Raw genomic sequence first — 26,785 nt, 5'->3', positions numbered from 1 at the left:
TGCGGCGCGCGTGTTACAGGATCATGTCAGGCCATAGGATGGTCAGTATCGTCCCTTTTCAGGGCAGCGTCGCTACCTATCCCACCAGCGGCAGAAGTTCGGGGCTGATCAGCGCGCCATGGTGGCCGATGACGGTTGCCGCAGCCCTTGCCGCGAAGGTGGCGGCCTCTTCCGGAGAGCTTCCGGTCACGTAACGGGCAAGGAAGGCGCCGTTGAAGCTGTCACCGGCGCTCGTCGTGTCCACCACATCCACGGCCTTTTCCGCCGGGGCGTGGCTGCGGCTGCCGCCGAAATCGAGCGTTGCGCCCTTGGCGCCGTCCTTCACGACGATATTTTCGACGCCGAGCGAACGGTAGCGGTCGATGGTCGCTTCAACGGAGATGTCGCCGAAATGGCTGGCTTCGTCATCGAAGCTCGGCATGACGAGCGTTGCGGCGCGGGCACCATTGGAGATCGTCTCCAGCATCACTTGCCTGTCGGCCCAGAGGCGCGGGCGGATGTTGGGATCGAAGACCACCAGCTTGCCGGCCGCCTTGGCGCGGCGCAGTTCCGCGAGGAACGTATCGACATCATGCGCGGAGGCGAGAATGGCGAGCGTGATGCCGGAGAAATAGACCACATCGGCGCTTTCGACCGTCCTGCGCAGGTGATCCGCATCCGCGGCCAGCTGTCTTGCGGCGGCGGCATTGCGCCAGTAGCTGAAGGTGCGTTCGCCATCCTTCAGGTTGATGAGGTAAAGGCCGGGCGTGCCGCCCTTGATGCGGCGGATTTTTTCCGTGCCGATGCCGGCTTCCGCAATGAAGGCCAGCATGTCTTCCGACAACGGATCATCGCCGAGTGCCGTGAAATAATCGACGGACCAGTCTTGCGGCAGGCAGGCGCGGGCATACCAGGCGGTATTGAACGTATCGCCCGCAAAACCCTTGCGCAGCAGCCCGTTGCCGGCTTGCGACAGTTCCACCATGCATTCGCCAATCGACAGAAACCGTCCGCCCACGCCGTCATCCTCCCGTTTTTTCCAGCCATGCGGCTTACGACGAGTATAGGCCGCTGACAAGGGCGGTTCTGGCCGATTGTGCATGTGCGAAGTTCCGGTTTACGCGGAGGCAACGGCTTTATATTCTCCCGCGAGACACCCTCAGGAGATCGCCGATGACGCTGCCCCATGCCCCGGTCCACAAACCTCAAGCACAATCGGACTGGTGGAAAGGAGCGGTGATCTATCAGGTCTATCCGCGCTCGTTTCAGGATACGACCGGCGACGGATTTGGTGATCTTGCCGGGGTGACGAAACGTCTGCCCTATATCGCCTCGCTTGGCGTCGATGGCATCTGGCTCTCGCCCTTCTTCACCTCGCCGATGGCCGATATGGGTTATGACGTTTCCGATTATTGCAATGTCGATCCGATGTTCGGCACGCTTGCGGATTTCGATGCGCTGATGGCCGAGGCGCATCGGTTGGGGCTGAAGGTCATCATCGATCAGGTGATTTCGCACACTTCCGACCGGCATCCCTGGTTCGTGGACAGCCGCGCAAGCCGCATCAACAGCAAGGCCGACTGGTATGTCTGGGCCAATCCCAAGCCGGATGGCACCGCACCCACCAACTGGCTTTCCGTGTTCGGCGGGCCGGCCTGGGAATGGGACGGCGTGCGCAAGCAATATTACATGCACAGCTTCCTCGCCTCGCAGCCGGACCTGAATTTCCACAATCCGGATGTTCAGGACGCGCTTCTCGAAACCGTGCGCTTCTGGCTGGATCGCGGTGTGGACGGTTTTCGGCTGGATACCGTCAACCACTATTTCCACGACAAGCTTTTGCGCGACAACCCGCCGCTTTTCGACGAGGAAAGCTTTGGTCTCGATGCATCCGACGTCAATCCCTATGGCATGCAGGACCATCTTTACGACAAGACGCGGCCGGAAAACGTGGCTTTTCTGAAGCGCTTCCGCGCTCTGCTCGATGAATATGAGGGCCGCGCCACGGTAGGTGAGGTGGGAGATGGCGCGCGATCGCTGAAAACGGTCGCGGCCTATACATCCGGCAATGACAAGCTCAACATGTGTTATACGTTCGACCTGCTGGGGCCGGATTTCAGCGCGAAGCATCTCCGCGCTTCCGTCGAGACATTCGGCAAGGTGGTGACGGATGGCTGGGTGTGCTGGGCTTTCTCCAACCATGATGTGGTGCGCCATCTCAGCCGATTTTCCGAAAGCGTGGAAGAGCAGACGCGGGTGGCGAAACTCGCCATCTGCGTTCTCGCCAGCCTGCGCGGCTCCATATGTCTCTATCAGGGCGAGGAGTTGGGTCTGACCGAGGCAGAGCTTTCCTTCGAGGATCTGCGCGATCCCTATGGCATCCGCTTCTGGCCCGCCTTCAAGGGGCGTGACGGATGCCGCACACCGATGGTGTGGGAAACGGGCAAGCCGAATGCCGGGTTCTCAAGCGCTGAAAAGCCCTGGCTGCCGGTTCCCTATGTTCACGCCATGCAGGCCGTGGATGCGCAGGAGCGCAAGCCGGATTCGGTTCTCAACCATTATCGGGCCGTCCTGTCCTTCCGCAAAAGCCATGGTGCGCTACGCGACGGCGACATGCATTTCATCAAGACCAATCTCGATGTGCTGGCCTTCACGCGCCAGAAGGGTGATGAAAAGCTGCTGTTCGTTTTCAACCTGACGCGCGAGGCGGTGGAGTTTCCCGTGCCGAAGACCATGCGCGTTACGGATATCGTGCCGATGCCGGGTTTTGCGCCGCTCTATGATGCTGATATCGTGAAGCTCGAGGGGCTGGATGTATTTTGTGGGACCGTTGCATGAGCGGGCAATTTGTTATCGGAAACGCCGCCGACCACCCTGATGCGTGGTGCCTTTTACGGCATCGCCTGTGGCCCGATACCACGCCCGCCGAACATAGGGCGGAGTTGCAGGACGTCTCCGAAACAGGGGCTGGATTTATCGTCCACGACCCGGCCAGCGTGGCCATTGGTTTTGCGGAGGTCAGCCTGCGGCGGGACTATGTCAACGGCTGCGATACATCGCCTGTGGCGTTTCTAGAGGGGATTTATGTCGAGGAGGCATTTCGCAAACGGGGCGTTGCCGCCCTCATGGTGGAGGAGGTGACGCGCTGGGCAATCGGCCGAGGCGTGAGCGAGCTGGCGTCCGATGCCGATATTGCAAATGTCGTTTCCCATCGCATGCATGCGGCGCTTGGATTTGAGGAAACGGAGCGAGTGGTTTATTTCCGGAAGGTACTGTCCTCGAAGGAATAATGCGGTCGATACTTCCGGATTTGCAAATCGAGCGTCTTGCACATTTCGCGTCCGCTGGACCGGCCGTTCGTCAACCTACCTTGCCCGGCAGGGTAGGTTGACTTGTTTGCATTCATATTTGGTTGTCTTTTGAAAGCGCTGCGGTATTTGCATTTGCACTGTCAGTCGTCTGCCCCATCTCCGTCAGCATATCGATGAGGTGTTGGTAAAGTTCGGTATTCGCCCCCAGACGATCCCGAAGCATTGCGCCGACGGCTTTCAGGCCATCAATGGTGATCTCGCTATTTGGCGCCTCCAGCTCCTGAATGCCTTTCGCGATGTCGAACGTCTCCCATGCGGCTGCCACCATCTGACGGTCGTCTTGGGGGACGCTGCGTCCAAAGTCGTCTACAATACTGTATCCGCCCCCCGCTTGCAGGAGATTGTAGCCGGTCATCTGTCTGAACATTGTAAGTTCAGCCATGGAATAGGGTTGCTGGTCTCCCGACTGAAAGAAATCGCCGTTCTGCTCCTCTATCAGCGCGCGTATGACATCTTCCTCTTCGCTGAGCGCCCTCGCGCCGGGAATAATAAAGGAATAGGTTCCATCTTCATTCAGAACGACGTTGTCCTGAACGGTGGGATTTTTCAGTAAGTTTTGAAAAATGATATTGTCGCGACTGTTATAATCGGCCAGTCCGGCATAGGCGGGCTTGGTCGCTGCAACACCCCCGCTTGGAGATGTCACGTTTCTGGTCGATGTCGTATAGGTGAAATAATTGCTTCCGGGAATTTTCATGGATGCCCCGTGTAAAGTTCGAGTAATTTCATTTGTTATTCAAACAAATCACGGTTTTTAATGCGGTATTGAACTTGCCTGAAACTCTCTTCTTGTTTTAGTGTTTTTTGTATTTGGAATATATGGATATTTCTTCATCTCAAAACGCGGTTACACCGCGTTTCACCGTTTCTGATCTATAAGATATCATCAGATCAGCGCAAACCGATCTACATCCACCATGCCCATATCCGAAATCTTCAAATGCGGAATGACGGGCAGCGGCAGGAAGGCCACCTGCAGGAAGGGCTCTTCCAGCGTCGTGCCTAGCGCGTAGGCGGCCTTGCGCAGGGTGTGGAGCGTATCGCGTACGGTCTCGTAAGGTTCGAGGCTCATCAGTCCGGCGACGGGGAGCGCGATTTCGCCCGTCACCTTGCCGTCTTCAACCACCACGAAACCGCCCTTGATGTCACCCAGCCGGTTGGCGGCGAGCGCCATGTCGTCTTCGTTGACGCCGACGACGCAGATATTGTGGCTGTCATGGCCCACGGTGGAGGCGATGGCGCCCTTCTTCAGCCCGAAGCCCTGCACGAAGCCGTTGGCATGATTGCCGTTCTTGCCATGGCGTTCGATGACGGCAACCTTGATGATGTCGTTTCCGAGATCGACGGTCGTCTGATTGCCGTCCGTCGGCAGCTTGTAACGGCGATGTTCGGTGATGATCTTGCCGGGAAGCACGCCCATGACAGGGCTTTCGCCTTCCGTGACCGGCACGCCGAAATGGGAGGCGAGCACCGGCCTTGCCTTGACGCTGTCTAGGCCGACGGGCGCGACCGGCTTGCGGGTGGCAAACAGCGCGTCATCGACGATGCGGCCGCCGGAAAACACCATGCTGGCCTTGCAGTTTTGCAGGGTGTCGATGACCACGAGATCGGCGCGCCAGCCGGGTGCGACAAGACCGCGATCACGCAGGCCAAAGGCTTTCGCAGCGGAAATCGAGGCGGCGCGATAGATGGCAAGCGGTTCCACGCCGCTGGCGATCGCGGTGCGGATCATATAGTCGAGATGGCCCTGTTCGGCGATATCGAGCGGGTTGCGATCATCCGTGCAGAGCGCCAGATAGGGCGAAAGGCGCTCGGTGATGATAGGCATCAGGGCGTGCAGGTCCTTCGAGACAGAGCCTTCGCGCACCAGAATATGCATGCCCTTGCGGATTTTCTCCAGCGCCTCCGGGGCGCTTGTGCATTCGTGCTCCGTGCGGATGCCGGCGGCGAGATAACCGTTCAGCGCCGTTCCCGACAAAAGCGGTGCGTGGCCATCGATATGCTGGCCCTGAAACGCCTCAAGCTTGGCCATGCACACCGGGTCCTTGTGGATGACACCGGGGAAATTCATGAATTCGGCAAGCCCGATGACCTTCGGGTGATTTCGGAATGGCAGCAGCTTTTCGATCGGCAGATCGGCGCCCGACGTTTCCAGATGGGTGGCGGGCACGCAGGAGGACAGCTGCACGCGGATGTCCATGATGGTTTCCATGGCGCTGTCGAGGAAGAACTGAAGCCCTTCCGTGCCCAGCACATTGGCAATCTCATGCGGATCACAGATGGCGGTGGTGACGCCATAGGGCAGAACGCAGCGGTCGAATTCATGCGGCGTGACGAGCGAGGATTCGATATGGAGGTGCGTATCGATGAAACCCGGAACGACGATTTTTCCGGAAATGTCTATTTCGCGAAGACCTTTATAGTCTCCACATGTGCCAACGACAGTATCTCCGCAAATAGCAATGTCCGAGGCGACAAGTTCTCCGGTGACAAGGTCGAAAAAACGCCCTCCCTTGAGAACCAGATCTGCCGGTTCCCGGCCAGTACCCTGATCGATGCGTGATTCTAACTGGGAACTCATGGGCTTTTGTTCGACTCCTGGTATTGTTTGCATGCGATATTTTCTTTCATTTACATTCTGAGGCTGTTTTCCGCCTCTTCCTTCGTGTTTTTGTGGTTTTTAAATATAGCGATAGTAAAAAATTTTCATATTCGTGTTATCTTATTTATAGTGTCGCATCATGGAGCAACGCCGGGAGGGCGAAAGCTTTATGCTTCGAGGGAGGGCGGTCTGGCCGGGTTCTTACGAATTTCGGTTCGACCGTAACATTCCCGGGAAGGAAAATAAAAGAGTCTGATGTTGAAACGAATTTCAACCCAGCAATTGGCTGTGGGCATGTTTATCGAAGCGGTCGAGGGGACGTTTTCGAACCATAAGATTACACAGAAATACCGTTTTCTTTTGCAGCGCGAGGAGGTTGTGCAGCAGCTGAAAAAAAGCGGGGCCGAGAGTATCGTCATCAATACCGCCAAGGGCAGCGATGTCAGCGCCAGCCAACACTCGGGGAGTGCCGGCGTGTTGCAGACGGATTCGTCCCCATTGATGGTAACAGCCGTCACGCAGGCGGTGCGTTCGGCCGCGGATGCGATCGCCGAGACATTTTCAGTTGCCGAAGGCGGCGGTTGCGTTTCCTTCGAGGGAATGACGGCGGCGGGGGGAAAGATTTCCGACGCCATTCAGGCCAACCCGGCCGTCTTTATCGGCGTCACCCGCCTGAAGTCGAAGGATGAGACGACCTTCGTGCATTCGGTCTCCGTCAGCGGCCTGATGATCCTCTTCGGCAATTATCTCGGGCTGAACAAGGAAACGGTGAATTTGCTCGGCGTCAGCGGATTGCTCCACGATATTGGCAAAGTGGAAATACCCTCATCCATTCTGAACAAGACAGAGGGGCTTTCGGCTGAAGAGCGGGAGGTCATCAATCGTCACCCCGCAGTCGGCCGGGATATTCTGTCGCGTGACGGGGAGATGCCTGACATGGTGCTCGATGTCTGCTTCAATCATCATGAGCGGATGGATGGCGGCGGTTATCCCACCGGTCGTGCGGGCGACCAGATCAGCCTCTACGCGCGTATTGCGGCAATCTGCGATGTCTATGATGCCGTCACCTCGGTCAGGCCCTATAAGAAGCCATGGACGGCGAATGATGCGCTGACCTGGATGCTGCGGCGGGGTGGTCATTTCGACATGCAGCTTCTGAAGAAATTTGCGCTGTGCATCTCGGCTTCGCTGCCAAGGGTTTAGTCGCTAAAGATGATCGCCATGTTCAGGCTGTCGATATAGCGCCCGTCGATCGAAACGGCATCGCGGGCCCGCCCCTCATGCACGAAGCCGATCTTTTCATAAAGCGCAATGGCTCTGGTGTTGTCGGCATGTACGCTCAGTTCAATACGATGCAGCCCGAATTCGCGGGCAGCATCGAGCGTCCGCCACATCAGCCGTCCGCCCAGTCCTTTGTCGCGATAGGCCGGCAGGAGGCCCATGCCGAGCGTGCCGCAATGGGTGCGGGTTGCTCTGCTCCCGCGGCGAATATCGCACCAGCCGATCACTTCGCCATCCGCAATCGCGACAAATTGCGGATGGTCGTTTTCGATCATGTCGAGAACGAAGGCGCGCACCGCTTCGAGCGGCGGCGCCTCCAGAAAGCTCAGATATTTCCGCTCACGCGACACCGTATCGAGTGCACGGTGAAAGCTTTCAACGTGCTCCGCCCGGATAGGCTCGATGCAGACGGTGTCGTCGAGCGCCATCACGCGGCTTTCGTCTTCGCCTTGCGGGTCAGATGCACCACGACATTCTCGATCATCCGCATGCCGGCATCCTGGCCAAGCGTCATGATCGATTCCGGGTGAAACTGAACGGCGGCCACCGGCTCCTTGGCGTGTTCGATACCCATGATCGTGCCATCCTCGCTTTCCGCGGTGATGATAAAATCACGCGGCAGGGTGGTGGGATCGGCGAAGATCGAGTGGTAGCGACCGACTGTCACTTCCTTGCCGAGACCGGAGAAGACGAGGCCGGGTTCCAGCACGCGGATGCGCGAAGGCTTGCCGTGCATCGGCACCGCAAGCTGGCGCAGCTCGCCACCATAGGCTTCCGCCAGTGCCTGAAGGCCAAGGCAGACACCGAAGATCGGCAGATCGCGGGCGCGGGCAGCCTTGATCGTCGCCTTGCAATCAAAATCGGTCGGGTTGCCCGGACCGGGAGAAAGCACGACGAGGTCCGGCTGGAAGCGATCAAACACCTCTGCCGCGACAGGCGTTCTGACGGTCGAGACCGTGGCGCCCGTCTGGCGAAAATAATTCGCCAGCGTGTGCACGAAGCTGTCCTCGTGATCGACGAGCAGGATTTTCACGCCGGTGCCCACCTTGGCGGCATCGCGCTTGGTGGCGGCGGTGTTGGTGCCCTTGGCATCACGAATGGCAGCGATCATGGCGGAAGCCTTCAGTTCGGTTTCTGCTTCTTCTTCCTGCGGATTGGAATCGTTGAGCAGGGTCGCGCCGGCGCGCACTTCGGCGATGCCGTCCTTGATGCGGATGGTGCGCAGCGTCAGGCCGGTATTCATGTCGCCATTAAAGCCGACCATGCCGATCGCGCCGCCATACCAGGCGCGCGGGCTCTTTTCATGGCCTTCGATGAAACGCATGGCCCACAGCTTCGGCGCGCCGGTGACGGTGACGGCCCACGCGTGGCTGAGGAAACCGTCAAAGGCATCCATGTCGTCGCGCAGGCGACCCTCAATGTGATCGACCGTGTGGATGAGGCGCGAATACATCTCGATCTGGCGGCGGCCAATGACCTTCACGGAGCCGGGTTCGCAGACGCGGCTCTTGTCGTTGCGGTCCACATCCGAACACATGGTGAGTTCGGATTCGTCCTTTTTCGAATTGAGCAGTTTCAGGATCTGCTCGCTGTCGGCAATCGGATCGTCACCGCGCTTGATGGTGCCTGAGATCGGGCAGGTCTCGATGCGGCGGCCGGAGACGCGCACGAACATTTCCGGCGAGGCGCCGACCAGATATTCCTGATGGCCGAGATTGATGAAGAAGGAATAGGGCGACGGGTTGATCGCCTTCAGGCGGCGTGAAATTGCCGAGGGATTGCTTTCGCAGCGTTCCATGAATTTCTGGCCGGGAACGACTTCGAACAGGTCGCCGCGGCGGAAGCTTTCCTTGGCCTTCACGACAAGTTCGGAATATTCGCCGGGGCGGTGGTCGCCCTTGGGCGGGATCGTATCGGTGGTCTGGAACGGTTCGGGCGTGGTGTCCGAGGTCTTTCCGTCCGTCGTCACGCTACCCTTTTCGAAGTCGTAACGGTCGATCCAGGCCTTGGCGGAATAGTGGTCCACGACGAGGATTTCATCGGGCAGGAACAGCACCATGTCGCGCTGGTCTTCCGGGCGCGCAAGCGAGAGCTTGATGGCGTCGAACTGGAAAGCGAGATCGTAACCGAAGGCGCCGAACAGGCCGATGGCCGAATCCGCGCTCGAATAAAAGAGATCGACGATGGCTCTGAGAGCGGTGAAGACCGTCGGGATTTTCGAGCGTTCTTCTTCGGTGAAGACGCGGTCCGGTTCGTTGACGGTAAGATCAAGGCGGCGGGTCGAGGAGGCGCCGAGGGTGAGATCAGGCGTCGCCTTCAGCTTTTCGGTGATGAAATCGAGCAGCACTTCGCCACGGCCATTATAGGCTTCGATCCACATCTTGCGGCCAAAACAGGAAATGCCGAGCGGCGGATCGACGATGGCCGTATCCCAGCGGGTGTAACGGCCCGGATATTCATAGTTGGACGAAAAAACCGCGCCGCGATGGGAATCGAGCTTTTCGATGTAATTATCGATGGCGCTGGCGTAATCGGCGGGCCGACGCTTTCGGCTGACCTTGATGCCGCCTTTCGTCTCGTAGGTTTCCGCTCCGTCATCCTGAATGATCGTTACCATTTCTTTCGTACTTCCTGTTGTTCAGGCCCGATGACAGGCGGCATAATAACAAAAAAGCCGCCTGAAAATTCGGGCGGCTTGGACTTTGTCTGAAGACATGACTGGTCAAGGCCGCAAAAAGCTGCTCCACCACCAGTTAGCAATGTTCTTAGACACGATATTCATAGGAAAATTGTTAGCGTGCACGATCCGCCTTGGCAAGGGGATTTAGAAGCGGAATGAACCTTACCCGCCGCCGCCGCGTTGCACTTCTGCCGAAACGGTCAGGAGTGCCCCGTAAAATGCTTCATCGCCTGTGTCTTCTGGTAGCCAGCCTCGCATTGATTTCCGCTTCCGAACCCCCGGCGCAGGTGCCGGTGCCACAACCCAAGCCGGGTGAGGGGCAATCCTCCACCCCTTCGGAAAAGCCAGGGGAGGAAAAGCTGCAAAGTCCGGCGGAAGCGCCGAAACCAGCCCCGAAACCAGAGACGCCGGAAGAGCAGAAACCGGATACTGAAAAGCCACCCGCCGATAAAGGTTCTGATGATCCTAAAAAGGAAGGTGAGGGCAAGGACGGCGGGGAACGGCAGAAACCGGCTGACGAGGCGGCAAAACCCGAGACGCCACGAGAGCCGGTAAAGCCGGAAGACCCGGCAGCACTTCAGGCCTGCCTTGGCGCATTGAAGGAGATCGGCGCGGAGTTTAGGGAGCTTGAACCCGTTCGCGATGAGGAGCAGGGCTGTGGTATTGAAGCGCCCATCGAGCTTTCCGTGGTTCTGCCCGGCATCAAGCTCGAACCATCAGGCACCATGCGCTGTGAAACTGCGCTTGCCCTTTCCCGCTGGACCAAGGATATGATGCTGCCAGCGGCGGCGCTTGCCATGCCGGAGAAAAAGGTGACGGCCATCGCCAATGCCTCGACCTATATCTGCCGCAACCGCAACAGCGCGGAGAACGGCAAGATTTCCGAACATGCCAAGGGCAATGCCGTCGATATTTCCACAATCTCCTTCGACAAGGGCGAGCCGCTGGTGATGAAGCCGCGCGGTGAGGACGGGACGCGGGAAGGCGCCTTCCAGCGCACCATCACCGCCGCCGCCTGTCTGTTCTTCCGCACGGTTCTCTCGCCCGGCAGCGACGCCACCCATCAGGATCACCTGCATCTCGACGTGCTGGAACGGAAAGGTGGCTATCTCTATTGCCGCTGACAAAAAGGGGCGACCCGAAGGCCGCCCCGACTGGAGATGATGATCCCGTCCCGTTTTAGAATTTCTGGGTCAGGGAGATTTTGAAGGTACGACCCGGTTCGGAATAGAAGGCGACGGGCTGGTTTGTGGTCGATGTGCTGCTTGTGCTGACATCGCGCACGCCGACTGCATTCCAGTAGGTTTTATCGAAGATGTTGTAGATACCCGCTTGAATGCGCAGACCCTTTGTCTGTTCCGGCTCCCACCAGCCGGTAAGGTTGAAGATGCCGTAACCGGGCGCATCGAAGGTCTCGTAGGATGTGCCGGTAATCGTCGTCGCCGTGCCGTCTTTGCGCATGCCTGAAGAAAGAATGGTGGAGAAATCCAGGCCCCATTGCTCCTGTTCGTAGCCAACGCCGAGGACCGATTTCAGCGGCGCAACCGTGCGGATGAATTCACCGGTGTCAGAATCCTTGCCATAAGCATAAGCAAGAGAACCATGCAGGAATATCCCGTTTGCGAAGTCCTTGCGTGCGCTGACTTCAACACCTGAGATTTCGACCTTGTCGCGGTTGCGCCAGGTGAACAACATGGCCGGCTCCCCGGCGGCGATGTTGCCGGTCGTCCGGAAAACATCGATGAAATTGGAGTAGCGATTATGGAATAGCGAGAGCTTCCCGTTCAGATCGTTGCTCGTATAATTCGCGCCGATTTCAAAGCCCTGCGCCGTTTCTGGCTTCAGGTTGGGGTTGCCGATATTCGCGTAGCTGCTGCCATTGCGAAAATCTATATAGAGTTCGTTGACCGTCGGTGGGCGGAACGCCATGGACCATTGCCCGAAGAGCTCGACTTCCGGGGTAAGCTGATAGGTCGCCAGAAGCTTTGGCGACAAGCGTATGCCGTCCTGTCCGTCCGGCAAGCCGAAGACCGAGAAACCGGTATTGTTTCTGAAGGCGTCGGAATTCTTCGGGGTGTAGTCGTACCAGTCGAGCCGGACGCCGGGTGTCAAAGCAAAGCCGCTATCGGCAAAGGCAATGCGATCGTCGAGGTAAAGACCCAGGCGCTTGGCATCGACATCCGGCATATCCGATTGCGATACGACCGTGGTGGCGGGTACGACGCGAAGGAACTGCTGCGTTTCAGAGTACTGGAAATATCCGCCAAAGCGGATCGCGTGGTTCAAATCGCCCGCGCTGAATTCTGAAAGCATGTCGCCGACAATGCCGAAAGAGCTTTCTTCTACCTCATTGTCACGGGAATATGCCGACAGGGCGGCCGGCGGTATGCCGCGCGTTCCGTAGGAACCTGCGTCCTTTTGCAATCTTTGCCAATACAGGGCGAGATTTGCGGAATCGATCAGCCCATCCGTGGAAGGAGATTCATAGCTGTAGTCGAGAGATATACGTTCACGCCGCGTATCGTCGTAGCCCCAGTAATTGCCGGGTGTGAAGTTCGAGGCAGGTGCGGGCGGGTTCGGGATGAGGCCCTGAACGGTTTTCAGATCGGTGGTGCTATCAAGATTGAACCGTTCGGCAGTCAGGCCGATGCGATGGCCACCTTCCAGATCGTGGCGGACCTTGAACAAAAGATTGTACTGGTCGTAATCGCTGGGGTTTGATTCCGTGCGATTGATGCCGAGAATATCCGCAGTTCCCTGACTGTCGCGCTCATGGCCTTTTTTGTAGCCGCCCTGAAACAGAACGGACGTATTTTCGATTTTCTTGGCGACAGCCAGAGACCCGCCGAAACTTCTGTCTTCGCTGTCATATGTCGTCTTTGCAACGCCACCCCAATCACGGCCCTCTTCGATGAGGTCTTCCGGCTCCAGCGTGCGCAGTACCAAGGCGCCGCCTAGCGCTCCGGGTCCGATCCGGCTGGAATCTGCGCCACGCACGACATCGACAGTCGACAGAGAGGAAAAGTCATAGCTGTTATTGGCGTCGCTCATGCCGGTCGTAGCTACCGTGCTACGCGCATAATTCTCGAAGAAAGGAACGGGGATATTATCGATCAGCGTCGTGACGCGCGCGCCGCCCAGACCGCGAATGAACAGACCGCCCGGCTTGCCGGGCTTGGCTTCGATGAAATCGACACCGGGCTCGGTGGTGTTGCCCAGATCGCGGGCGTTATTGATTTCCTTTTTGCGTATATCTTCCGCGGTCGTCTGGCTTGCCAGCGGCGTGTCGGCGGCGGCATTGGCGTTTTTGACGCGCTTGCCTTTCACCACGATTTTTTCGAGCGCGGTCGTGCCGTTTTCCTGCGAAGCGGCATCCTGCGCCTGCGCATGGCCGGTCAGGGGCAGAAGAGACATGGCGGTGCACAGAAGCAGCGCGGATTGCGTGCGTGAGATGGACATTAAATACCCCCGGATATGCGCGCAAGGAAGCCACGGCGCGCAAAAACGCGCCGCGCTCAAGCGCGGCTGGACATGTTCTGATGTGTTACGGGCGAGCCGATACGCGAGGACTAAAAAACATGACGATAACTGTCAACATATTATATATGACTTTTTGCATCATGTTTTAGTGTATAAGGGTATGTTGCAAAAATACTACGTTTGTCAGGCCGTGGCCAAAATGGCGGATCGGGGCTTAAAACGCCGCAGTGTGGTCAAAGTCCCGACATTGGCGCTTGCTAGGATATTCGCGGCCAGTTTACATGGCGAAAGAAAAACATGCCCCATGCAAAACAGATCATTTAATCGGATACGGAAATGAAGTCTCTTGAACTGCTCGTCGAGCGGATCATTCTCTCCAGCCGCTGGCTCCTCGTCGTCTTTTATCTCGGGCTCGTCGCGGCATTGGCGGTTTATGCCTTCTCCTTCGCGCTAAAATTCCTCAAAGTTGCGAAGAATGTTTTCATCTACGATGAAGCCGACATGATCCTTGCCATGCTCGGTCTGATCGATGCGGCGCTGGTGGCCAGCCTGATCGTCATGGTGATGATCTCCGGCTACGAGAATTTCGTCAGCCGCTTCGATGAGGCGGATGCCGAGGTTTCGTTCCTGGGCAAGCTCGATGCCGGCAGCCTGAAGATCAAGGTCGCGTCGTCGATCGTGGCGATCTCGTCTATCCACCTGCTGCAAATCTTCCTCAACGCCAATCAATATTCGGACAGCAAGCTGATGTGGTTCACCATCATCCATCTGGCTTTTGTCGTCTCGGCGGTCATGCTCGGTTTTCTGGAAAAACTGATGGCCAAGCCGAAGGACAAATCCGAAAAGCCGGTGCTTTAGGCCAGTTGGTCCGCTCGTTATGAAGGTCGCCCCCCGTTTGACCCGCTCAGGTGTTCTTCGCTCCGGCCAGCCCGGCATGGCGGCGGTGCGTGAATGGTAAAGACGGAGCGCCAAGCCAGACTGTGCCGGGATCTGTCGGCCGCCGCCGACAAATCGCAATGGCTGGAGGCGCTGCAGGAGGTGATGCATGCGTTTGGTTATGCCCATGTGACCCTCTTGAGGTTACCAGGCGGACCGAACGCCTATGCTTTGCCCGTGGTTGTTGAAAGCAGCCTGCCGGTCTGGGTCGTGAATGCGATGACCAAGGATGGGGCGCTCGGGGACTGTCCCGTCATAAAGCGTGGCGCCTCATCGATGATGCCGCAATATTGGTCGCTGGATGACCCGGATATCGCCTGCGGGTCGCTGGTGGATGCGGTAGACTCGGTGGGCAGCATGGGCATCACCTCTGGCCTCATGGTGCCGGTGAACGGCATGTCCGGAAACCGGCATCTGATGAATTTCGCGGGCGACCGCGATACCCTGCCGCAGGCATCGCTGAATGAACTTTGCATGATCGCGGTGCATGCGCTGGAAGCCTATGACCGCCTCTGCCGCCTCGGTTCGAAAGGGCCGTCGCCCTTGACGAAACGGGAACTCGATGTGGTGCGCTGGACGGCGCAGGGGAAGACCTCGGTGGAGATTGCCGAGCTTCTCTCCATCTCGGAGCACACCGTCAATACCTACATGAACAATGCCATGCGCAAGCTCGATTGTGTCAACCGCACGCAGCTGGTGGCCAAGACCATACGACTGCGGCTGATAGAGTAAGCCGGCCGCGCGGGGCCGGCTTTCCTATCACCGGTCGAGAACCGAGCGAAGCTCGACGAGGTTCGAGCGAACCCGCAGAACGTAAAATCCCATGGTGGCAAGGTGCGAAGGCATGATCCAGCCGCTTTCCTCGCCGTTGGAAATGATGGCCGGCTGGATGCGCAATGCCGCACGGGTCTGCAACAGCGTGTCGTTCCAGAGATTGGTCAGGTTGCGCTCGCGGATGACCTGCGCGAAGTCGGCTCCGGCGGCGGAAAGCACGCCGTAATAACCATAAAGCTGGCCATAGGCGAACCAGAAACGGTCATCGGCGCGGGTGTCGAACCAGCCGCCATTATAGTTTTCCGAGCGTTCGCGCAGAATTGCAGACGTGGAGCCGATATCGCCGGAAATACGGTCGATGAACTGGATCAGGTTGTCGGCGCGGGTATCGAAGACGGCCTTGCAGGCGGTGAGTTCGCCGTTGAAGGCCTGGAAGCTGCGGATGGCGGCGCGGTAATAGCTGGGGGTCGGTGTCTTCGGACCGAAGGGATCAAGGCCGAAATACCAGGAATATTCGCTGAACTGCATGTTCCCGCGCGCTTCCTGGAGATTGTTGTTGATGCCGGAGGTGCCGCGCACGCGGCCGAGCGTATCCACCAGCTCCACCGAGGTACGGCGAACGGCCTGGTTTACGCCACGCTGGAATGACGCCTTGTTATCGAGAAACGGCGTGCTGTCCCACTCCATGCCGAAGAGGCCGAGGCGATAGAGCAGCATGGAGGAAATCCATGCGTTCTGGTTGACGTTGAAGTCGGTAAGATCGGCGGCCGCATCCACGATGGCCGAGCGCTGGCACACGGGTGCTGAGGTGTTTGCCGCAACGCCGGTTGCGCCGGCGGCGGCAGCAGGGGTTGCGGTCGGCAATTCCTGTCCGGGTGGCACGGTGCGTTCGGCCAGTTTGTAGCGGGAAATATAATCCGGATCGAAATTCGTCCAGACCTGGGTTTGCCAGACGAAATATCCGTAGAAACCGGCCAGCAGGATGACGATCAGAGCGATCGGGCCCTTGATGAGCCAGTTGCGGCGGCTGTACCAGCCATGCGCGGCCATGAAGGGCCACAAAAGCCATGCGACGAGAAGACCGGCGGCCCTGCCGATGGCGCTGAAGCCTGCCTGAATCAAAGCGGTGATCCGGTCTATCATGTCGTCATAGTCTCCTCTGCCCGTGGGCCGGATGCGGGAAGAAAAATCCGCGGCTCGGCCGGGCGCCCTTCGGCGCTCCATATCAACCGCGGTCATTTACTGTCTTCCAGATATGTCCCGGTCAACCGGGATACAACATGATTGCGAAACTTTTCTCAACCTGCGGTCCGCGCCGGCCGCTGCGGCATGTCGATGATGCCGGAGCAACAGGGGCGGCACGGAACCGAGGCAATATGAGGTTAGAGACCGAGCTTGGCGATCTCCTCATTCAGCCGGTCGCGTGCCTTTTTCGGCAGTTTGCCATTCTTGACGGCGTCCAGATTGGCTGGCGTCGCATCGCCGACAACGACGAGCGCCACCATGCCCATGCCGAGATGCGGGGTGCATTTGACGACGTAAGCGCCTTCCTTCTCGACCGTCACTTTCACCGCCTCGTTCATCTTGCCCTTGAACTCGGCAACGCCCTCGGGGATCATGTCCTTCACGGCTGCCGCATCATGGCCCTTATCGACCGGCACGAAGGTGATGACGTCGCCGATGGCGGCCTTGACGGTCGCGGGTTCAAAGACCATCGCCTGACCGTCGCTGCCCTTGTTGAGCATCTTCACTTCGATTTCGGCGGAGAAAGCGGGAAAAGCGCAAAGAGCTGCGACGATGACGAGGCCGGCGAATTTGGCAGTTCTGTTCTGCATAGTTTTGCTCCTGAGAGAAAGCACATCCACGCGAATGTGTCCCCGTCGTCTTAGCGCAGGAGCGAACAAGCCATCTTTGCGAAAAATCAAATGCGGCAACCGGACGCAGCGGGTCAGCCGCCGTTAAACGTTTCCACCCAGTGGCGGCGGCAGAAGGAAACGTATTTTCCGTTGCCGCCGACCTCGATCTGGGCACCTTCCGTCACGACCCTTCCTTCACTGTCGAAGCGGGCCACCATCGTCGCCTTGCGGCCGCAATGGCAGATGGTGCGGATTTCGCGAAGCTCGTCGGCAATGGCGAGCAGTTCCTTCGAGGCCGGGAAGAGTTTGCCCTGGAAATCCGTGCGCAGGCCATAGGTCATGACCGGAATGTTCAGCCGGTCGGCAATATTGGCAAGCTGCCAGACATGATGCTCGGAGAGGAAATTGGCTTCGTCGATGAAAACGCAGGCGACAGGTGCTTCCGCGTGCAGTGCCGATACCTCTGCGAACAGGTCGGTATTTTCATCGAAGGTCCGGGCCTCGGAGGACAGGCCGATGCGCGAGGCAACGCGGCCGACGCCCGCCCGATCGTCAAAGGCAGCCGTGAAGATCAGCGTGCGCATGCCGCGTTCCTGATAATTGTAGGACGCCTGCAGCAGCATGGTCGATTTGCCGGCATTCATCGTCGAATAATTGAAATAGAGTTTTGCCATCATCCACTCCCGGAGCGCCTTACGTCTGCGGACGCTTCACAATGCTTCAATCTATTAAACGGCACATCGCGTCCCACAAAAGCGATTCTCGTTTTGCGCCGATGCCATATGCCGCGTCTTTTGACTGCGGAAAAGCGGGTTGAAAAGTGCCATCGAGGGAAAAACACAGATTTCCGCAACCTGACCTTTCAGCGAATCGGATCGGCGAAAAGGCGGTTATTTTCACGATTTTGTCGCAAACGGGGGGCCAAAGCACGCAAATGCACGCGAGTTGATTGTGTCCGGAAGATATTGATAATGGCAAGGGAACGAAAAAACAGGGAGCAAACAATGTTTGCAAATAGAACTCGCTGTCTGGCCTTGGCTGCAGCAATCTCCTCCATGACGTTCAGCGCGGCCGTTGCCGCCGAACCGGCAAGCTGCGGCACGGTGCGTTTCTCCGATGTCGGCTGGACCGACATCACCGCCACGACGGCGACCGCCACCGTGATTCTGAAAAGCCTTGGCTATGAAACCGACGTCAAGCTTCTCTCCGTACCCGTTACCTACACATCCCTGAAAAACAAGGATATCGACGTCTTCCTCGGCAACTGGATGCCGACCATGGAAGGTGATATCGCGCCCTACCGTGCAGACAAATCGGTCGAAACGCTCAGGGAAAACCTGACCGGCGCGAAGTACACGCTGGCGACCAATGCCAAGGGTGCCGAACTCGGCATCAAGGATTTCAAGGACATCGCTGCCCATAGCGCCGAACTCGGCGGCAAAATCTATGGCATCGAGCCCGGCAATGACGGCAATCGCCTGATCCTCGACATGGTCGCCAAGGACAGTTTCGGACTGAAGTCCTTCGAGGTGGTGGAATCCTCCGAACAAGGCATGCTCTCCCAGGTGGCCCGCGCCGAAAAATCCGGTGAGCCGATCGTGTTCCTCGGCTGGGAACCGCATCCGATGAATGCGAATTTCAAGCTGACCTATCTGACCGGCGGCGACGAAGTCTTCGGCCCCAATCTCGGCGGCGCGACGATCCATACCAATGTCCGCAAGGGTTATGTTGAGGAATGCCCGAATGTCGGCGTCCTTCTCAAGAACCTGCAATTTTCGCTGCCCATGGAAAACGAGATCATGGGCAAGATCCTGAATGACGGTCTCGAGGGTGAGGCGGCTGCGACCGCCTGGCTGAAGGCCAATCCGGCGGCGATCGAGCCCTGGCTCGCCAACGTCAAGACCAAGGATGGCAGCGCCGATGCCCTGCCCACCGTCAAGAAGGCTCTCGGCCTTTAAGCCGCAAGACGATGCATGACTGTACCCGGCCTGCGCGGCAGGTCGGATGCAGCGGGAAATACGATGCCCATGCATGACCTTGCGCGCGAATTTTCCTCGCATAGAAGGCCATGTATCTGCACCGCGCCCGGCAGACACGCTGCCGGTCGTCGTTCTGCATTGGAGCAATTCCGGTGACACGGGATCACCGGAATCCTCCGTTTCTTTGTTGTCTGCGCAATTCCGGACGCAAAACCGCTCTGCTTTTTTGCTGGAATTGCTCTCATTCACGAAAGGTCTTTTCTTACCGTGGAATGGCTCAGCGCTCCTGAAAACCGCCTGCCTGTCGGCCGATATGCCAAGGAGGCCATCGACTGGCTGACCGGCAATCTTGCTTTTTTCTTCGATTGGCTCTCCTTCATTTTCCAAAGCGTCATCAACGCCCTGCTTTATGTGCTGCAGGCGCCGCATCCGCTGATCATCGTCGCGATCGTGACGGCGCTTTCGGCCTGGACGCGCCGCTCGGTCGGCATGCCCATCTTCACCGCACTCGGCCTGTTGTTCATCATCAATCTCGGATACTGGAAAGCGACGACGGAAACGCTGGCCCTGGTCATCGCCGCCAGCGCCGTGTGCATGATCATCGGCATACCGCTCGGCATATTGGCGGCGCGGCGCAAGTGGATCTATGCCGGCATGCGCCCGGTGCTGGACCTGATGCAGACCATCCCAACCTTCGTTTATCTCATTCCGGCGCTGGTGCTGTTCGGCCTCGGCATGGTTCCGGGGCTGATTGCCACCGTCATCTTCGCCATTCCCGCCCCGGTGCGGCTCACGCGCCTCGGCATCGTCTCGACGCCGCCGGCGCTGGTGGAGGCGGCTGTCGCCTTTGGCGCAACGCCATCGCAGGTGCTGCGCAAGGTTGAGCTTCCGTTCGCCGCACCGCAGATCATGGCCGGTCTCACCCAGACGATCATGCTATCGCTGTCGATGGTGGTCATTTCCGCCCTGGTGGGCGCCAATGGTCTCGGCGTGCCAGTGGTGCGTGCCTTGAACACGGTCAATATCGCCATGGGTTTCGAAGCGGGGCTTTGCATCGTCATACTGGCGATCGTTCTCGACCGGCTTTTCCGCCTTCCCGGTACGGAGGATGATCTATGAGTGACGCCATTATCTTCGGAAATGTCGATATCGTCTTCGGCGACCGGCCAGACGCGGCGCTGCCGCTGATCGACAAGGGCAGCACGCGCGACGAGATTAATGCCGAGACCGGGCTTGTCCTCGGTGTCGCCAATGCCTCGCTCTCGGTCAGCGAAGGCGAGATTCTCGTGCTGATGGGGCTTTCCGGTTCGGGCAAGTCGACCCTGGTCAGGGCCGTCAACGGGCTTGCGCCCGTCGTGCGCGGCAGTGTCAGCGTGAAGACCAAGTCCGGTTATGTCGATCCCTATCGTTGTCCGGCGAAAGCGCTGCGCGACCTGCGCATGCATACGGTTTCCATGGTCTTCCAGCAATTTGGCCTGCTGCCCTGGCGCAATGTCGCCGACAATGTCGGCTTCGGGCTCGAACTGTCCGGCGTGCCGGAAGCCGAGCGCAAGCGCATGGTGGCCGAGCAGCTTGAACTGGTGAACCTTTCCGCCTGGGCCGACCGCAAGGTGGGAGAGCTTTCCGGCGGTATGCAGCAGCGTGTGGGGCTGGCCCGGGCGTTTGCCACCGGCGCGCCCATTCTTTTGATGGACGAGCCGTTCTCGGCGCTCGATCCCCTCATCAGAAGCCGCCTGCAGGACGAGCTCCTGGAATTCCAGAGCCGGCTGAAGAAAACCATTCTCTTCGTCAGCCATGATCTCGATGAGGCCTTCCGCATCGGCAACCGCATCGCCATGATGGAAGGCGGGCACATCATCCAGTGCGGAACCCCGCAGCAGATCGTCAAGGAGCCGGCCACGCCCTATGTCGCGGATTTCGTGCAGAACATGAATCCGATCTCGATGCTGACGGCGGCTGACGTGATGAAGCGGGGCGTGGACGAACGCAACGGCCAGATGGCTGTCGCCGCCACCGCCCGTCCATCATCGCCACTGATCGATATTCTCGATGCACTGTCCAAACACTCAGGTGCGATCGGCGTTGTCGATAACGGTGCGATCGTCGGTACGATCTCCGCGGATGAAGTCGTGGCGGGGCTGACGCGTCACCGCAAAAAATAGTGATTCGCTTCGTTAAAAAAAGAGAGGGCTTTCCGTCGCGGAGAGCCCTTTCGCTTTTCCGGAAACATCCATATACCGCAAGTTATACCTTCCCACGGTAGCAAAGAATATTTTTGACATCACAAGTTATGCATTAAAATAATTACTAATAAAAATCATATTGCAAACTTAGAGAAAATTGCGCAAAGTTAATCTAGATTCTTTGGAGCGTTGCTAAATTTAAGGTGGTAATAGATTGCGACCCGGAAACCCGGCATCAAGCGTTAAGATTTCAGTGCTCAACTTTTGATCGTTTATTGCTTATAAATACTGATACTAATACATGAATTTAACATTGAATTCACAAAAAATAGGCAAAACGCCAATAATTTGGTCACGATGCCTTTAGTGCAAAACCAGTGAAGAATAGTCGTTGAAAGGGACACGATGTAAGCAAGATTTAGGTATATACAACGTATCAACCGAATTATAAAAACACCTTTTGGAACACCTATTATAGCCACCATGACCGTCTTTCCGACTGTCATCAGGAGACTTGAGCGTATGGATAACCAATCTCTGTCGGAACATAGCATCGCGGCTGCAGACTTGCTCTCAGCAATGGCAAACCCCAAGCGCCTGATGATCTTGTGCACGCTGGTGGATACGGAAGTGCCGGTCGGTGTTCTCGCCTCACAGGTTGGTCTCAGCCAGTCCGCTCTCTCGCAGCATCTTTCGAAATTGCGTGCCCAGCGGCTGGTCAAGACACGACGGGATGCGCAGACCATCTATTATTCCAGCAATTCCGAATCCGTGAAGAAAATCCTTTCTTCCCTCGAGGAAATCTACTGCCAGGCGCAGAAGAGCAGCAAGACCGCAGCCTGATCCCACGGTCCTTTTAAGGTCCGGCAGCATCACCTCATTGAAACCGGCGCATGACGCCGGTTTTTCTGTTCAAGCGGTCTTCCCGCGTGAGCGGATCGACGACGGAGACCGGGATCAGGTCCTCCAGCTTTTTCAGCTAGCGGAAGATCGGCGTGTGGTGCGTCCTGGGCCCCGGCGTGACGAGGGGTGCGTTGTCAGATCGGTGCAGCGGCCTGTATCTGCGCCTTGAGGCGGCTTGCCGCCGCGGCATATCCGCCATCGGCGCCATCGACGAAATGCATATGGTCCCTGGAAAGTGGAGAGGGCACGATGCAGGTCATCAATGCGGCATCCTGCTCGTGCAGGCCGTAATAACAGCTCCCCGACAGGCGGCCCGATTCCAGCCGCGCGCGTATTTTTTCGAGCCGCGTGATATCGATATCGACAGTCATTTTCAGGCCGTCGTCGAATTTCCTGAAATCGGTGTTGCTGGCCACCGAACGACGGTAACGCATGGCGCTGAACTGCCCGAGCGATAGTCTTGTCACGCTGAGAAGATTGACGAGCAGGTTTTCGCCGAGAATGCGCAGTGAACGGCGCGTCTTGCCCCAGACATCGTGATAGGCAGCGCCGGCCCGGGCCTCGAGGCCGAGACCCTCGCGCACGAAGCCGAGTTTCGGCCCATCTTCCGGCACGGGGTGGCCGTGTCTCGCATCCTGCTCGGCGAGATCGACGAGGTCGATGACCAGCTGGCGGAATGCCGGCATGTCCCGCGACGGCCCCGGCACGGCGATGATAGATACCACCTTGCCGTGGGAGGCCGGAATGGGGTTCCAGCGACAGGAAAGTCCTGTCAGGTCCGGGCGCTCACCCGCTTCGGCTGCGGGCAGGGCATATTGCCCCTCCTTCATCCGCGCTTCCGCCCAGCTGTTGCCGCCGCCTGAAAACATGGCGTAGGAAACATCCTCGCTTGCCTGAAAGCGGGCGACGCTGACATCGAAACCATTCTCGCGAATATCCTCGACGGGAACCAGCGCCACGCGCATCGCAAGGTCGAGATCGTCCTTCACCCAGCGCTGCACATTCGAAAGGGCGGTGCGCACGACGGGCAGACCATGGGGCGGCACCGCAACGGCGGCGCCATCGCCGCCGAAGACGAAAGGCAGGTCATGACGGCCGAGGCTGTTCGAGACGCCCGATATCACCGCGGCGCCCGCCATGTTTACGGCCTTGTAGCGGCCGGTGCCGATTGCTGCGGTCGAATCCACGATATCGGCAATGGCCAGCCCCCAACCCGGCGGCAGGGCGCGGTAAAGCGCCGGGTCGGCCACGTCTTCAAAATGCCGGAAGACGGGCAGGCCCGTCAGAAACTCTTCATCTGCTGCGATCATGGCGTATTATCCTCCAGCGGCGGCCAAACGCCAAGCATTTAGGCAGGGCCGGTTTGCCCGTTCAGAAGGGCGATCCCGGCCGGCCCGGCGAATGATTTAACGCTAATAGAGCTTATCCAGCAAAGGTGACTTGCATAAATCATCAAACCTTCCGTATGAGTTGAAAGGAAGGCTCGGAATTCAAACATGGAACGAGTTTTCGCCGGGAGGCGTCCGATAGTTTCATTCGGTCGACGCCCATGGCGCTCATCGGGGCGAGGCCCCATTTCCAAGGAGACACCAGGATGAAACTGAAGACATTGACCAGCGTGACGCTTGCAGCGTCCTTCGCATTCGCACCCCTTGCCCATGCCGAAATCGTCATCGGCCTTATTGCGCCGCTCACCGGCCCCGTTGCCGCCTATGGCGACCAGGTCAAGAATGGCGCCCAGACGGCAGTCAATGAAATCAACAAAAAGGGCGGCATCCTCGGCGAACAGGTCGTGCTGAAGCTCGCTGACGATGGCGGCGAGCCCAAGCAGGGCGTTTCCGCGGCCAACCAGCTTGTTGCCGAAGGCATTCACTTCGTTGTCGGTCCGGTAACCTCGGGCGTTGCCATTCCGGCATCGGATGTCTTTGCCGAGAACGGTGTCCTGATGGTCACGCCGACGGCGACCGCGCCGGGCCTGACCAATCGTGGTCTTTCCAACGTCTTCCGCACCTGCGGTCGTGACGACCAGCAGGCCGAGGTTGCGGCGAAATATGTTCTCGCCAACCTCAAGGACAAGAAAATCGCCATCATTCACGACAAGGGCGCTTACGGTAAGGGTCTTGCGGATTCCTTCAAGGCGACGTTGAATGCCGGTGGCGTGACCGAAGTTCTCTATGATGCGCTGACACCGGGCGAAAAAGACCTCGGTGCGCTGACGACCCGCCTCAAGTCGGAGAATGTCGACATCGTCTATTTCGGCGGTTACCACCCGGAAGCCGGTCTTCTGGTGCGCCAGCTGAAGGATGTCGGCGCCAAGGCTGCCGTTATCGGCGGTGACGGCCTGTCGAACAGCGAATTCTGGAACATCGGCGCGAAGGCCGGCGAAGGCACGATCTTCACCAACGCTTCCGACGCCCTGAAGAACGATGATTCCAAGGCCGCTGCCGAAGCCCTGAAGGCCGCCAACATTCCGGCGGAAGCCTTCACGCTCAACGCCTATGCCGCTGTCGAAGTCTTGAAGGGCGGTATCGAAAAGGCCGGAAGCGCCAAGGATTCCGAAGCGGTCGCCAAGGTTCTGAAGAGCGGCGAGGCTTTCCCGACCGCAATCGGCAAGGTCACCTATGGTGAGAACGGCGATCTGACCTCACAGGCCTTCACGCTGTTCAAGTGGCAGGACGGCAAGATCGTCGCAGCCGAATAAGCTGATCAGACCGGCCGCACCTGTTGCGGCCGGTTTCACTTTGCGGTCTGTAAAGGGGTAGGCAGCATGGGAGATGCCGGAACGCAAACCGTCGGGGAAATCGGCTTCGCGCGGATATTCCCGATCGTCAGAATTTTCGACGAGGCCAAGGCGCGGGAGTTTTATGTCGATTTTCTCGGTTTCGAGGTCGACTGGGAACATCGTTTTGGTGAAAACTTTCCGCTTTACATGCAGGTTTCGCGGGCCGGAATGGGGCTTCACCTCAGCGGCCATCACGGTGATGCAACGCCGGGTTCCAACATGTTCGTCACCATGCGGGGCGTTCACGCCTTTCAAAAAGAACTGGTGGCTAAAAAATATCGCTTCCTCAATCCGGGTGTGGAAGAACTGCCCTGGGGCGATGTCATGGAAGTCATCGATCCGTTCGGCAACCGCATTCGTTTCTGTGAGCAAAAAGACGGGGATTGAGGTCCGGGCCGTCACTCTCCGGCTCTTGACCTCGCCTGCAGTTTGAACGATATGAAACGCCAATAGCGAACCGCGCGCACGGAGACCCCGTGCGCGCGGTTCGTGCGTTTTGGCAATGGATCATGCAATTCGTTCGCATCCGCACGGGGGCAGAAAATGAACAATGAAGGCAATGCGCTGGTCAGGAAGCTCGCATTCTGGGGCATTCCGCTTTCTTTCGGTGTGCTTGGCCTGAAACTCGTGGCCTGGTGGGTCACGGGCTCGGTCGCACTTCTGTCCGACGGTCTGGAATCGACCGTCAATGTCGTCGCGGCCTTCATCGCTTATTTCGTCATTCGCTACGCCCAGAAGCCGGCCGATGACGACCACCAGTTCGGCCACCATAAGGCGGAGTATATTTCCGCTGTCGTGGAAGGCGTGTTGATCGTCGTAGCAGCACTTTTGATCGTGCAGGAGGCCTGGGGTGCTCTTTTCAATCCCAGGCTGCCGGAAGCCCCGGTCCTCGGTCTGGCCATCAACGCTGTGGCCGGCGCTATCAACGCGGTGTGGGCGACGATCCTGATCCGCGTTGGTAAAAAGCATTCTTCGCCCGCGCTTGCGGCTGACGGTCACCACATCATGTCTGACGTCGTGACCTCGGTCGGCGTTCTTGTCGGCCTCGTTCTGGCGCTGATGACGGGTTATGCCATTCTCGATCCGCTGCTTGCCATACTGGTCGCCATCAACATCCTGTTCCAGGGCTCCAAGGTCATCATCCATTCGCTTGGCGGATTGATGGACCGGGCTGTGGAGCCGGAAGAGGACGAGGCGATCAAAAAGGCGATCGCCGAAAATTGCGGCGGCGTCATCGGCGTGCATGATCTGAGGACCCGACGCGCGGGTTCGGCCGCCTTCATCGATTTCCATGTGGTTGTTCCGGCCGCAATGACGGTGCGGGAGGCGCATGATATTTGCGACCGCCTTGAAGATGCCATAAGGGACGTCATACCGGGCGCCAGCCTTGCCGTTCACGTCGAGCCGGAAGGCGAAAAGGCGCATGGCGTCAAAGTCATCGTTTGAACAGTCCGGGTCTCAATAATCCGGATTTGAATTATCAGGAGTTTTCCATGTCCGTGACGGATGTTTCCGGCCTGTCGCAGCTGGGCACGAAGGTCGATACACCAGAGAGCCCGGAAAAGGCCGTTCTTGAAAAAGTGCCGAACGGCAATGCCGGCACCGATTATGTCGTGCGCTTCACCGCGCCCGAATTCACCTCGCTGTGCCCGATGACCGGCCAGCCGGATTTCGCCCATATCGTCATCGATTATATTCCGGGCGATTTCCTGGTGGAATCGAAGTCGCTGAAGCTGTTTCTGCAATCCTTCCGCAATCACGGCGCATTCCATGAGGATTGCTCGGTCTATATCGCCAAGCGGCTGGTGGAGCTGCTGCAGCCGAAATGGCTGCGCATCGGCGCCTACTGGTATCCGCGCGGCGGCATTCCGATCGACGTCTTCTGGCAGACGGGAGCCGCGCCCGAGGGTGTATGGCTGCCGGATCAGGGCGTTGCCCCCTATCGCGGTCGCGGCTGATCCGGTTTTATGTGCTTGAAG

General features: G+C 58.3%; 24 protein-coding genes. 14 read left to right on the top strand and 10 right to left on the bottom strand.

Annotation, left to right across the window (positions count from 1 at the left end; genetic code table 11):
• Positions 1-76: 76 nt before the first annotated feature.
• Positions 77-997: a sugar kinase gene (locus CFBP5499_RS10615; RefSeq protein WP_175416777.1), complete on the bottom strand. Its 921-nt coding sequence runs from the start codon at positions 995-997 to the stop codon at positions 77-79.
• Positions 998-1,152: 155 nt separating this feature from the next.
• On the opposite strand from CFBP5499_RS10615, the gene CFBP5499_RS10610 reads away from it, so the two are divergent.
• Entirely contained in the window at positions 1,153-2,817 is a 1,665-nt protein-coding gene (locus CFBP5499_RS10610; RefSeq protein WP_080824537.1) for an alpha-glucosidase family protein, read from the top strand.
• Positions 2,814-3,269, top strand: coding sequence for an aminoglycoside 6'-N-acetyltransferase (gene aac(6') / locus CFBP5499_RS10605; RefSeq protein ID WP_080824538.1), 456 nt, complete (start codon positions 2,814-2,816; stop codon positions 3,267-3,269). The genes CFBP5499_RS10610 and aac(6') overlap by 4 nt, the downstream gene beginning before the upstream one ends.
• 112 nt (positions 3,270-3,381) lie before the next feature.
• Here the strand turns inward: aac(6') and CFBP5499_RS10600 are convergent, their stop codons facing one another.
• Positions 3,382-4,047: a hypothetical protein gene (locus CFBP5499_RS10600; protein WP_080824539.1), complete on the bottom strand. Its 666-nt coding sequence runs from the start codon at positions 4,045-4,047 to the stop codon at positions 3,382-3,384.
• Positions 4,048-4,236: 189 nt separating this feature from the next.
• Positions 4,237-5,931: an adenine deaminase gene (gene ade, locus CFBP5499_RS10595; protein WP_175416679.1), complete on the bottom strand. Its 1,695-nt coding sequence runs from the start codon at positions 5,929-5,931 to the stop codon at positions 4,237-4,239.
• Positions 5,932-6,207: 276 nt separating this feature from the next.
• Here ade and CFBP5499_RS10590 point away from each other — a divergent pair, with 276 nt between their 5' ends.
• The gene (locus CFBP5499_RS10590) at positions 6,208-7,155 is read left to right on the top strand and encodes an HD-GYP domain-containing protein (protein ID WP_080824541.1); all 948 of its coding nucleotides are present in this window, start codon (positions 6,208-6,210) and stop codon (positions 7,153-7,155) included.
• Here CFBP5499_RS10590 and CFBP5499_RS10585 read toward each other — a convergent pair.
• Both CFBP5499_RS10585 and CFBP5499_RS10580 read right to left on the bottom strand, forming a co-directional pair.
• On the bottom strand, positions 7,152-7,661 hold the full coding sequence (locus CFBP5499_RS10585; protein ID WP_080824542.1) for a GNAT family N-acetyltransferase: 510 nt from the start codon (positions 7,659-7,661) through the stop codon (positions 7,152-7,154). The genes CFBP5499_RS10590 and CFBP5499_RS10585 overlap by 4 nt on opposite strands.
• On the bottom strand, positions 7,661-9,850 hold the full coding sequence (locus CFBP5499_RS10580; protein WP_080824543.1) for an anthranilate synthase: 2,190 nt from the start codon (positions 9,848-9,850) through the stop codon (positions 7,661-7,663). Before CFBP5499_RS10580 ends, CFBP5499_RS10585 begins: the two co-directional genes overlap by 1 nt.
• Positions 9,851-10,131: 281 nt before the next feature.
• Between CFBP5499_RS10580 and CFBP5499_RS10575 the strand changes: the two genes are divergently transcribed.
• Positions 10,132-11,037 (top strand): extensin family protein, encoded by a 906-nt coding sequence (locus CFBP5499_RS10575; RefSeq protein WP_080824544.1) that lies wholly within the window; start codon positions 10,132-10,134, stop codon positions 11,035-11,037.
• Between the two features lie 55 nt (positions 11,038-11,092).
• On the opposite strand, the gene CFBP5499_RS10570 is transcribed toward CFBP5499_RS10575, so the two are convergent.
• Positions 11,093-13,372: a TonB-dependent hemoglobin/transferrin/lactoferrin family receptor gene (locus CFBP5499_RS10570; protein ID WP_080824545.1), complete on the bottom strand. Its 2,280-nt coding sequence runs from the start codon at positions 13,370-13,372 to the stop codon at positions 11,093-11,095.
• Between the two features lie 357 nt (positions 13,373-13,729).
• Here CFBP5499_RS10570 and CFBP5499_RS10565 point away from each other — a divergent pair, with 357 nt between their 5' ends.
• Both CFBP5499_RS10565 and CFBP5499_RS10560 read left to right on the top strand, forming a co-directional pair.
• The gene (locus CFBP5499_RS10565) at positions 13,730-14,251 is read left to right on the top strand and encodes a TIGR00645 family protein (protein WP_080824546.1); all 522 of its coding nucleotides are present in this window, start codon (positions 13,730-13,732) and stop codon (positions 14,249-14,251) included.
• 93 nt (positions 14,252-14,344) lie between these two features.
• Positions 14,345-15,061: a helix-turn-helix transcriptional regulator gene (locus tag CFBP5499_RS10560; RefSeq protein ID WP_080824547.1), complete on the top strand. Its 717-nt coding sequence runs from the start codon at positions 14,345-14,347 to the stop codon at positions 15,059-15,061.
• 27 nt (positions 15,062-15,088) lie between these two features.
• Here CFBP5499_RS10560 and CFBP5499_RS10555 read toward each other — a convergent pair whose 3' ends face one another.
• From CFBP5499_RS10555 to CFBP5499_RS10545, 3 genes are all read right to left on the bottom strand, one after another.
• Positions 15,089-16,246: a DUF2333 family protein gene (locus CFBP5499_RS10555; RefSeq protein WP_080827245.1), complete on the bottom strand. Its 1,158-nt coding sequence runs from the start codon at positions 16,244-16,246 to the stop codon at positions 15,089-15,091.
• A gap of 239 nt (positions 16,247-16,485) precedes the next feature.
• Complete coding sequence (locus CFBP5499_RS10550) at positions 16,486-16,938, bottom strand: pseudoazurin (RefSeq protein WP_080824548.1); 453 nt, start codon at positions 16,936-16,938, stop codon at positions 16,486-16,488.
• 113 nt (positions 16,939-17,051) lie between these two features.
• Positions 17,052-17,633 (bottom strand): thymidine kinase, encoded by a 582-nt coding sequence (locus CFBP5499_RS10545; protein ID WP_080827246.1) that lies wholly within the window; start codon positions 17,631-17,633, stop codon positions 17,052-17,054.
• A gap of 381 nt (positions 17,634-18,014) precedes the next feature.
• Here CFBP5499_RS10545 and CFBP5499_RS10540 point away from each other — a divergent pair, with 381 nt between their 5' ends.
• The 4 genes from CFBP5499_RS10540 to CFBP5499_RS10520 all read left to right on the top strand — a co-directional run bounded on the left by CFBP5499_RS10540 (position 18,015) and on the right by CFBP5499_RS10520 (position 21,964).
• Positions 18,015-18,917 carry a choline ABC transporter substrate-binding protein gene (locus CFBP5499_RS10540; RefSeq protein WP_371506466.1) on the top strand — a complete coding sequence of 301 codons (903 nt, stop codon included), beginning with the start codon at positions 18,015-18,017 and terminating at the stop codon, positions 18,915-18,917.
• 288 nt (positions 18,918-19,205) lie between these two features.
• On the top strand, positions 19,206-20,057 hold the full coding sequence (choW, locus tag CFBP5499_RS10535) for a choline ABC transporter permease subunit (protein WP_080824550.1): 852 nt from the start codon (positions 19,206-19,208) through the stop codon (positions 20,055-20,057).
• Complete coding sequence (gene choV / locus CFBP5499_RS10530; RefSeq protein ID WP_080824551.1) at positions 20,054-21,100, top strand: choline ABC transporter ATP-binding protein; 1,047 nt, start codon at positions 20,054-20,056, stop codon at positions 21,098-21,100. The genes choW and choV overlap by 4 nt, the downstream gene beginning before the upstream one ends.
• Positions 21,101-21,643: 543 nt before the next feature.
• Positions 21,644-21,964, top strand: a complete 321-nt coding sequence (locus tag CFBP5499_RS10520; RefSeq protein ID WP_080824552.1) for an ArsR/SmtB family transcription factor — start codon at positions 21,644-21,646, stop codon at positions 21,962-21,964.
• Between the two features lie 194 nt (positions 21,965-22,158).
• Here the strand turns inward: CFBP5499_RS10520 and CFBP5499_RS10515 are convergent, their stop codons facing one another.
• The gene (locus CFBP5499_RS10515; RefSeq protein WP_080824553.1) at positions 22,159-23,334 is read right to left on the bottom strand and encodes a DUF3095 domain-containing protein; all 1,176 of its coding nucleotides are present in this window, start codon (positions 23,332-23,334) and stop codon (positions 22,159-22,161) included.
• A 284-nt stretch (positions 23,335-23,618) separates the two neighbouring features.
• On the opposite strand from CFBP5499_RS10515, the gene CFBP5499_RS10510 reads away from it, so the two are divergent.
• From CFBP5499_RS10510 to queF, 4 genes are all read left to right on the top strand, one after another.
• Entirely contained in the window at positions 23,619-24,725 is a 1,107-nt protein-coding gene (locus tag CFBP5499_RS10510) for a branched-chain amino acid ABC transporter substrate-binding protein (RefSeq protein ID WP_080824554.1), read from the top strand.
• A 66-nt stretch (positions 24,726-24,791) separates the two neighbouring features.
• Positions 24,792-25,193: a glyoxalase superfamily protein gene (locus CFBP5499_RS10505; protein WP_080824555.1), complete on the top strand. Its 402-nt coding sequence runs from the start codon at positions 24,792-24,794 to the stop codon at positions 25,191-25,193.
• A 156-nt stretch (positions 25,194-25,349) separates the two neighbouring features.
• Positions 25,350-26,252: a cation diffusion facilitator family transporter gene (locus CFBP5499_RS10500; RefSeq protein WP_080824556.1), complete on the top strand. Its 903-nt coding sequence runs from the start codon at positions 25,350-25,352 to the stop codon at positions 26,250-26,252.
• Between the two features lie 47 nt (positions 26,253-26,299).
• Positions 26,300-26,764 (top strand): preQ(1) synthase, encoded by a 465-nt coding sequence (gene queF, locus CFBP5499_RS10495; RefSeq protein ID WP_010972191.1) that lies wholly within the window; start codon positions 26,300-26,302, stop codon positions 26,762-26,764.
• Positions 26,765-26,785 lie beyond the last annotated feature (21 nt).

It is taken from the genome of Agrobacterium tumefaciens (genome assembly GCF_005221325.1).
In the GTDB taxonomy this organism is placed as follows: Bacteria; Pseudomonadota; Alphaproteobacteria; order Rhizobiales; family Rhizobiaceae; genus Agrobacterium.
Note: the sequence above shows the minus strand (reverse complement) of the source record. Positions and strands in the feature narration are given on the sequence as shown.

What these genes read in the sequence shown, in the direction of transcription:
- CFBP5499_RS10610 (WP_080824537.1), top strand. Translation starts at nt 1,153, where the DNA reads ATGACGCTGCCCCATGCCCCGGTCCACAAACCTCAAGCACAATCGGAC.
- CFBP5499_RS10600 (WP_080824539.1), bottom strand. Translation starts at nt 4,047, where the DNA reads ATGAAAATTCCCGGAAGCAATTATTTCACCTATACGACATCGACCAGA.
- ade (WP_175416679.1), bottom strand. Translation starts at nt 5,931, where the DNA reads ATGAGTTCCCAGTTAGAATCACGCATCGATCAGGGTACTGGCCGGGAA.
- CFBP5499_RS10590 (WP_080824541.1), top strand. Translation starts at nt 6,208, where the DNA reads ATGTTGAAACGAATTTCAACCCAGCAATTGGCTGTGGGCATGTTTATC.
- CFBP5499_RS10585 (WP_080824542.1), bottom strand. Translation starts at nt 7,661, where the DNA reads ATGGCGCTCGACGACACCGTCTGCATCGAGCCTATCCGGGCGGAGCAC.
- CFBP5499_RS10580 (WP_080824543.1), bottom strand. Translation starts at nt 9,850, where the DNA reads ATGGTAACGATCATTCAGGATGACGGAGCGGAAACCTACGAGACGAAA.
- CFBP5499_RS10575 (WP_080824544.1), top strand. Translation starts at nt 10,132, where the DNA reads ATGCTTCATCGCCTGTGTCTTCTGGTAGCCAGCCTCGCATTGATTTCC.
- CFBP5499_RS10570 (WP_080824545.1), bottom strand. Translation starts at nt 13,372, where the DNA reads ATGTCCATCTCACGCACGCAATCCGCGCTGCTTCTGTGCACCGCCATG.
- CFBP5499_RS10565 (WP_080824546.1), top strand. Translation starts at nt 13,730, where the DNA reads ATGAAGTCTCTTGAACTGCTCGTCGAGCGGATCATTCTCTCCAGCCGC.
- CFBP5499_RS10560 (WP_080824547.1), top strand. Translation starts at nt 14,345, where the DNA reads ATGGTAAAGACGGAGCGCCAAGCCAGACTGTGCCGGGATCTGTCGGCC.
- CFBP5499_RS10555 (WP_080827245.1), bottom strand. Translation starts at nt 16,246, where the DNA reads ATGATAGACCGGATCACCGCTTTGATTCAGGCAGGCTTCAGCGCCATC.
- CFBP5499_RS10550 (WP_080824548.1), bottom strand. Translation starts at nt 16,938, where the DNA reads ATGCAGAACAGAACTGCCAAATTCGCCGGCCTCGTCATCGTCGCAGCT.
- CFBP5499_RS10545 (WP_080827246.1), bottom strand. Translation starts at nt 17,633, where the DNA reads ATGGCAAAACTCTATTTCAATTATTCGACGATGAATGCCGGCAAATCG.
- CFBP5499_RS10540 (WP_371506466.1), top strand. Translation starts at nt 18,015, where the DNA reads ATGACGTTCAGCGCGGCCGTTGCCGCCGAACCGGCAAGCTGCGGCACG.
- choV (WP_080824551.1), top strand. Translation starts at nt 20,054, where the DNA reads ATGAGTGACGCCATTATCTTCGGAAATGTCGATATCGTCTTCGGCGAC.
- CFBP5499_RS10520 (WP_080824552.1), top strand. Translation starts at nt 21,644, where the DNA reads ATGGATAACCAATCTCTGTCGGAACATAGCATCGCGGCTGCAGACTTG.
- CFBP5499_RS10515 (WP_080824553.1), bottom strand. Translation starts at nt 23,334, where the DNA reads ATGATCGCAGCAGATGAAGAGTTTCTGACGGGCCTGCCCGTCTTCCGG.
- CFBP5499_RS10510 (WP_080824554.1), top strand. Translation starts at nt 23,619, where the DNA reads ATGAAACTGAAGACATTGACCAGCGTGACGCTTGCAGCGTCCTTCGCA.
- CFBP5499_RS10505 (WP_080824555.1), top strand. Translation starts at nt 24,792, where the DNA reads ATGGGAGATGCCGGAACGCAAACCGTCGGGGAAATCGGCTTCGCGCGG.
- CFBP5499_RS10500 (WP_080824556.1), top strand. Translation starts at nt 25,350, where the DNA reads ATGAACAATGAAGGCAATGCGCTGGTCAGGAAGCTCGCATTCTGGGGC.
- queF (WP_010972191.1), top strand. Translation starts at nt 26,300, where the DNA reads ATGTCCGTGACGGATGTTTCCGGCCTGTCGCAGCTGGGCACGAAGGTC.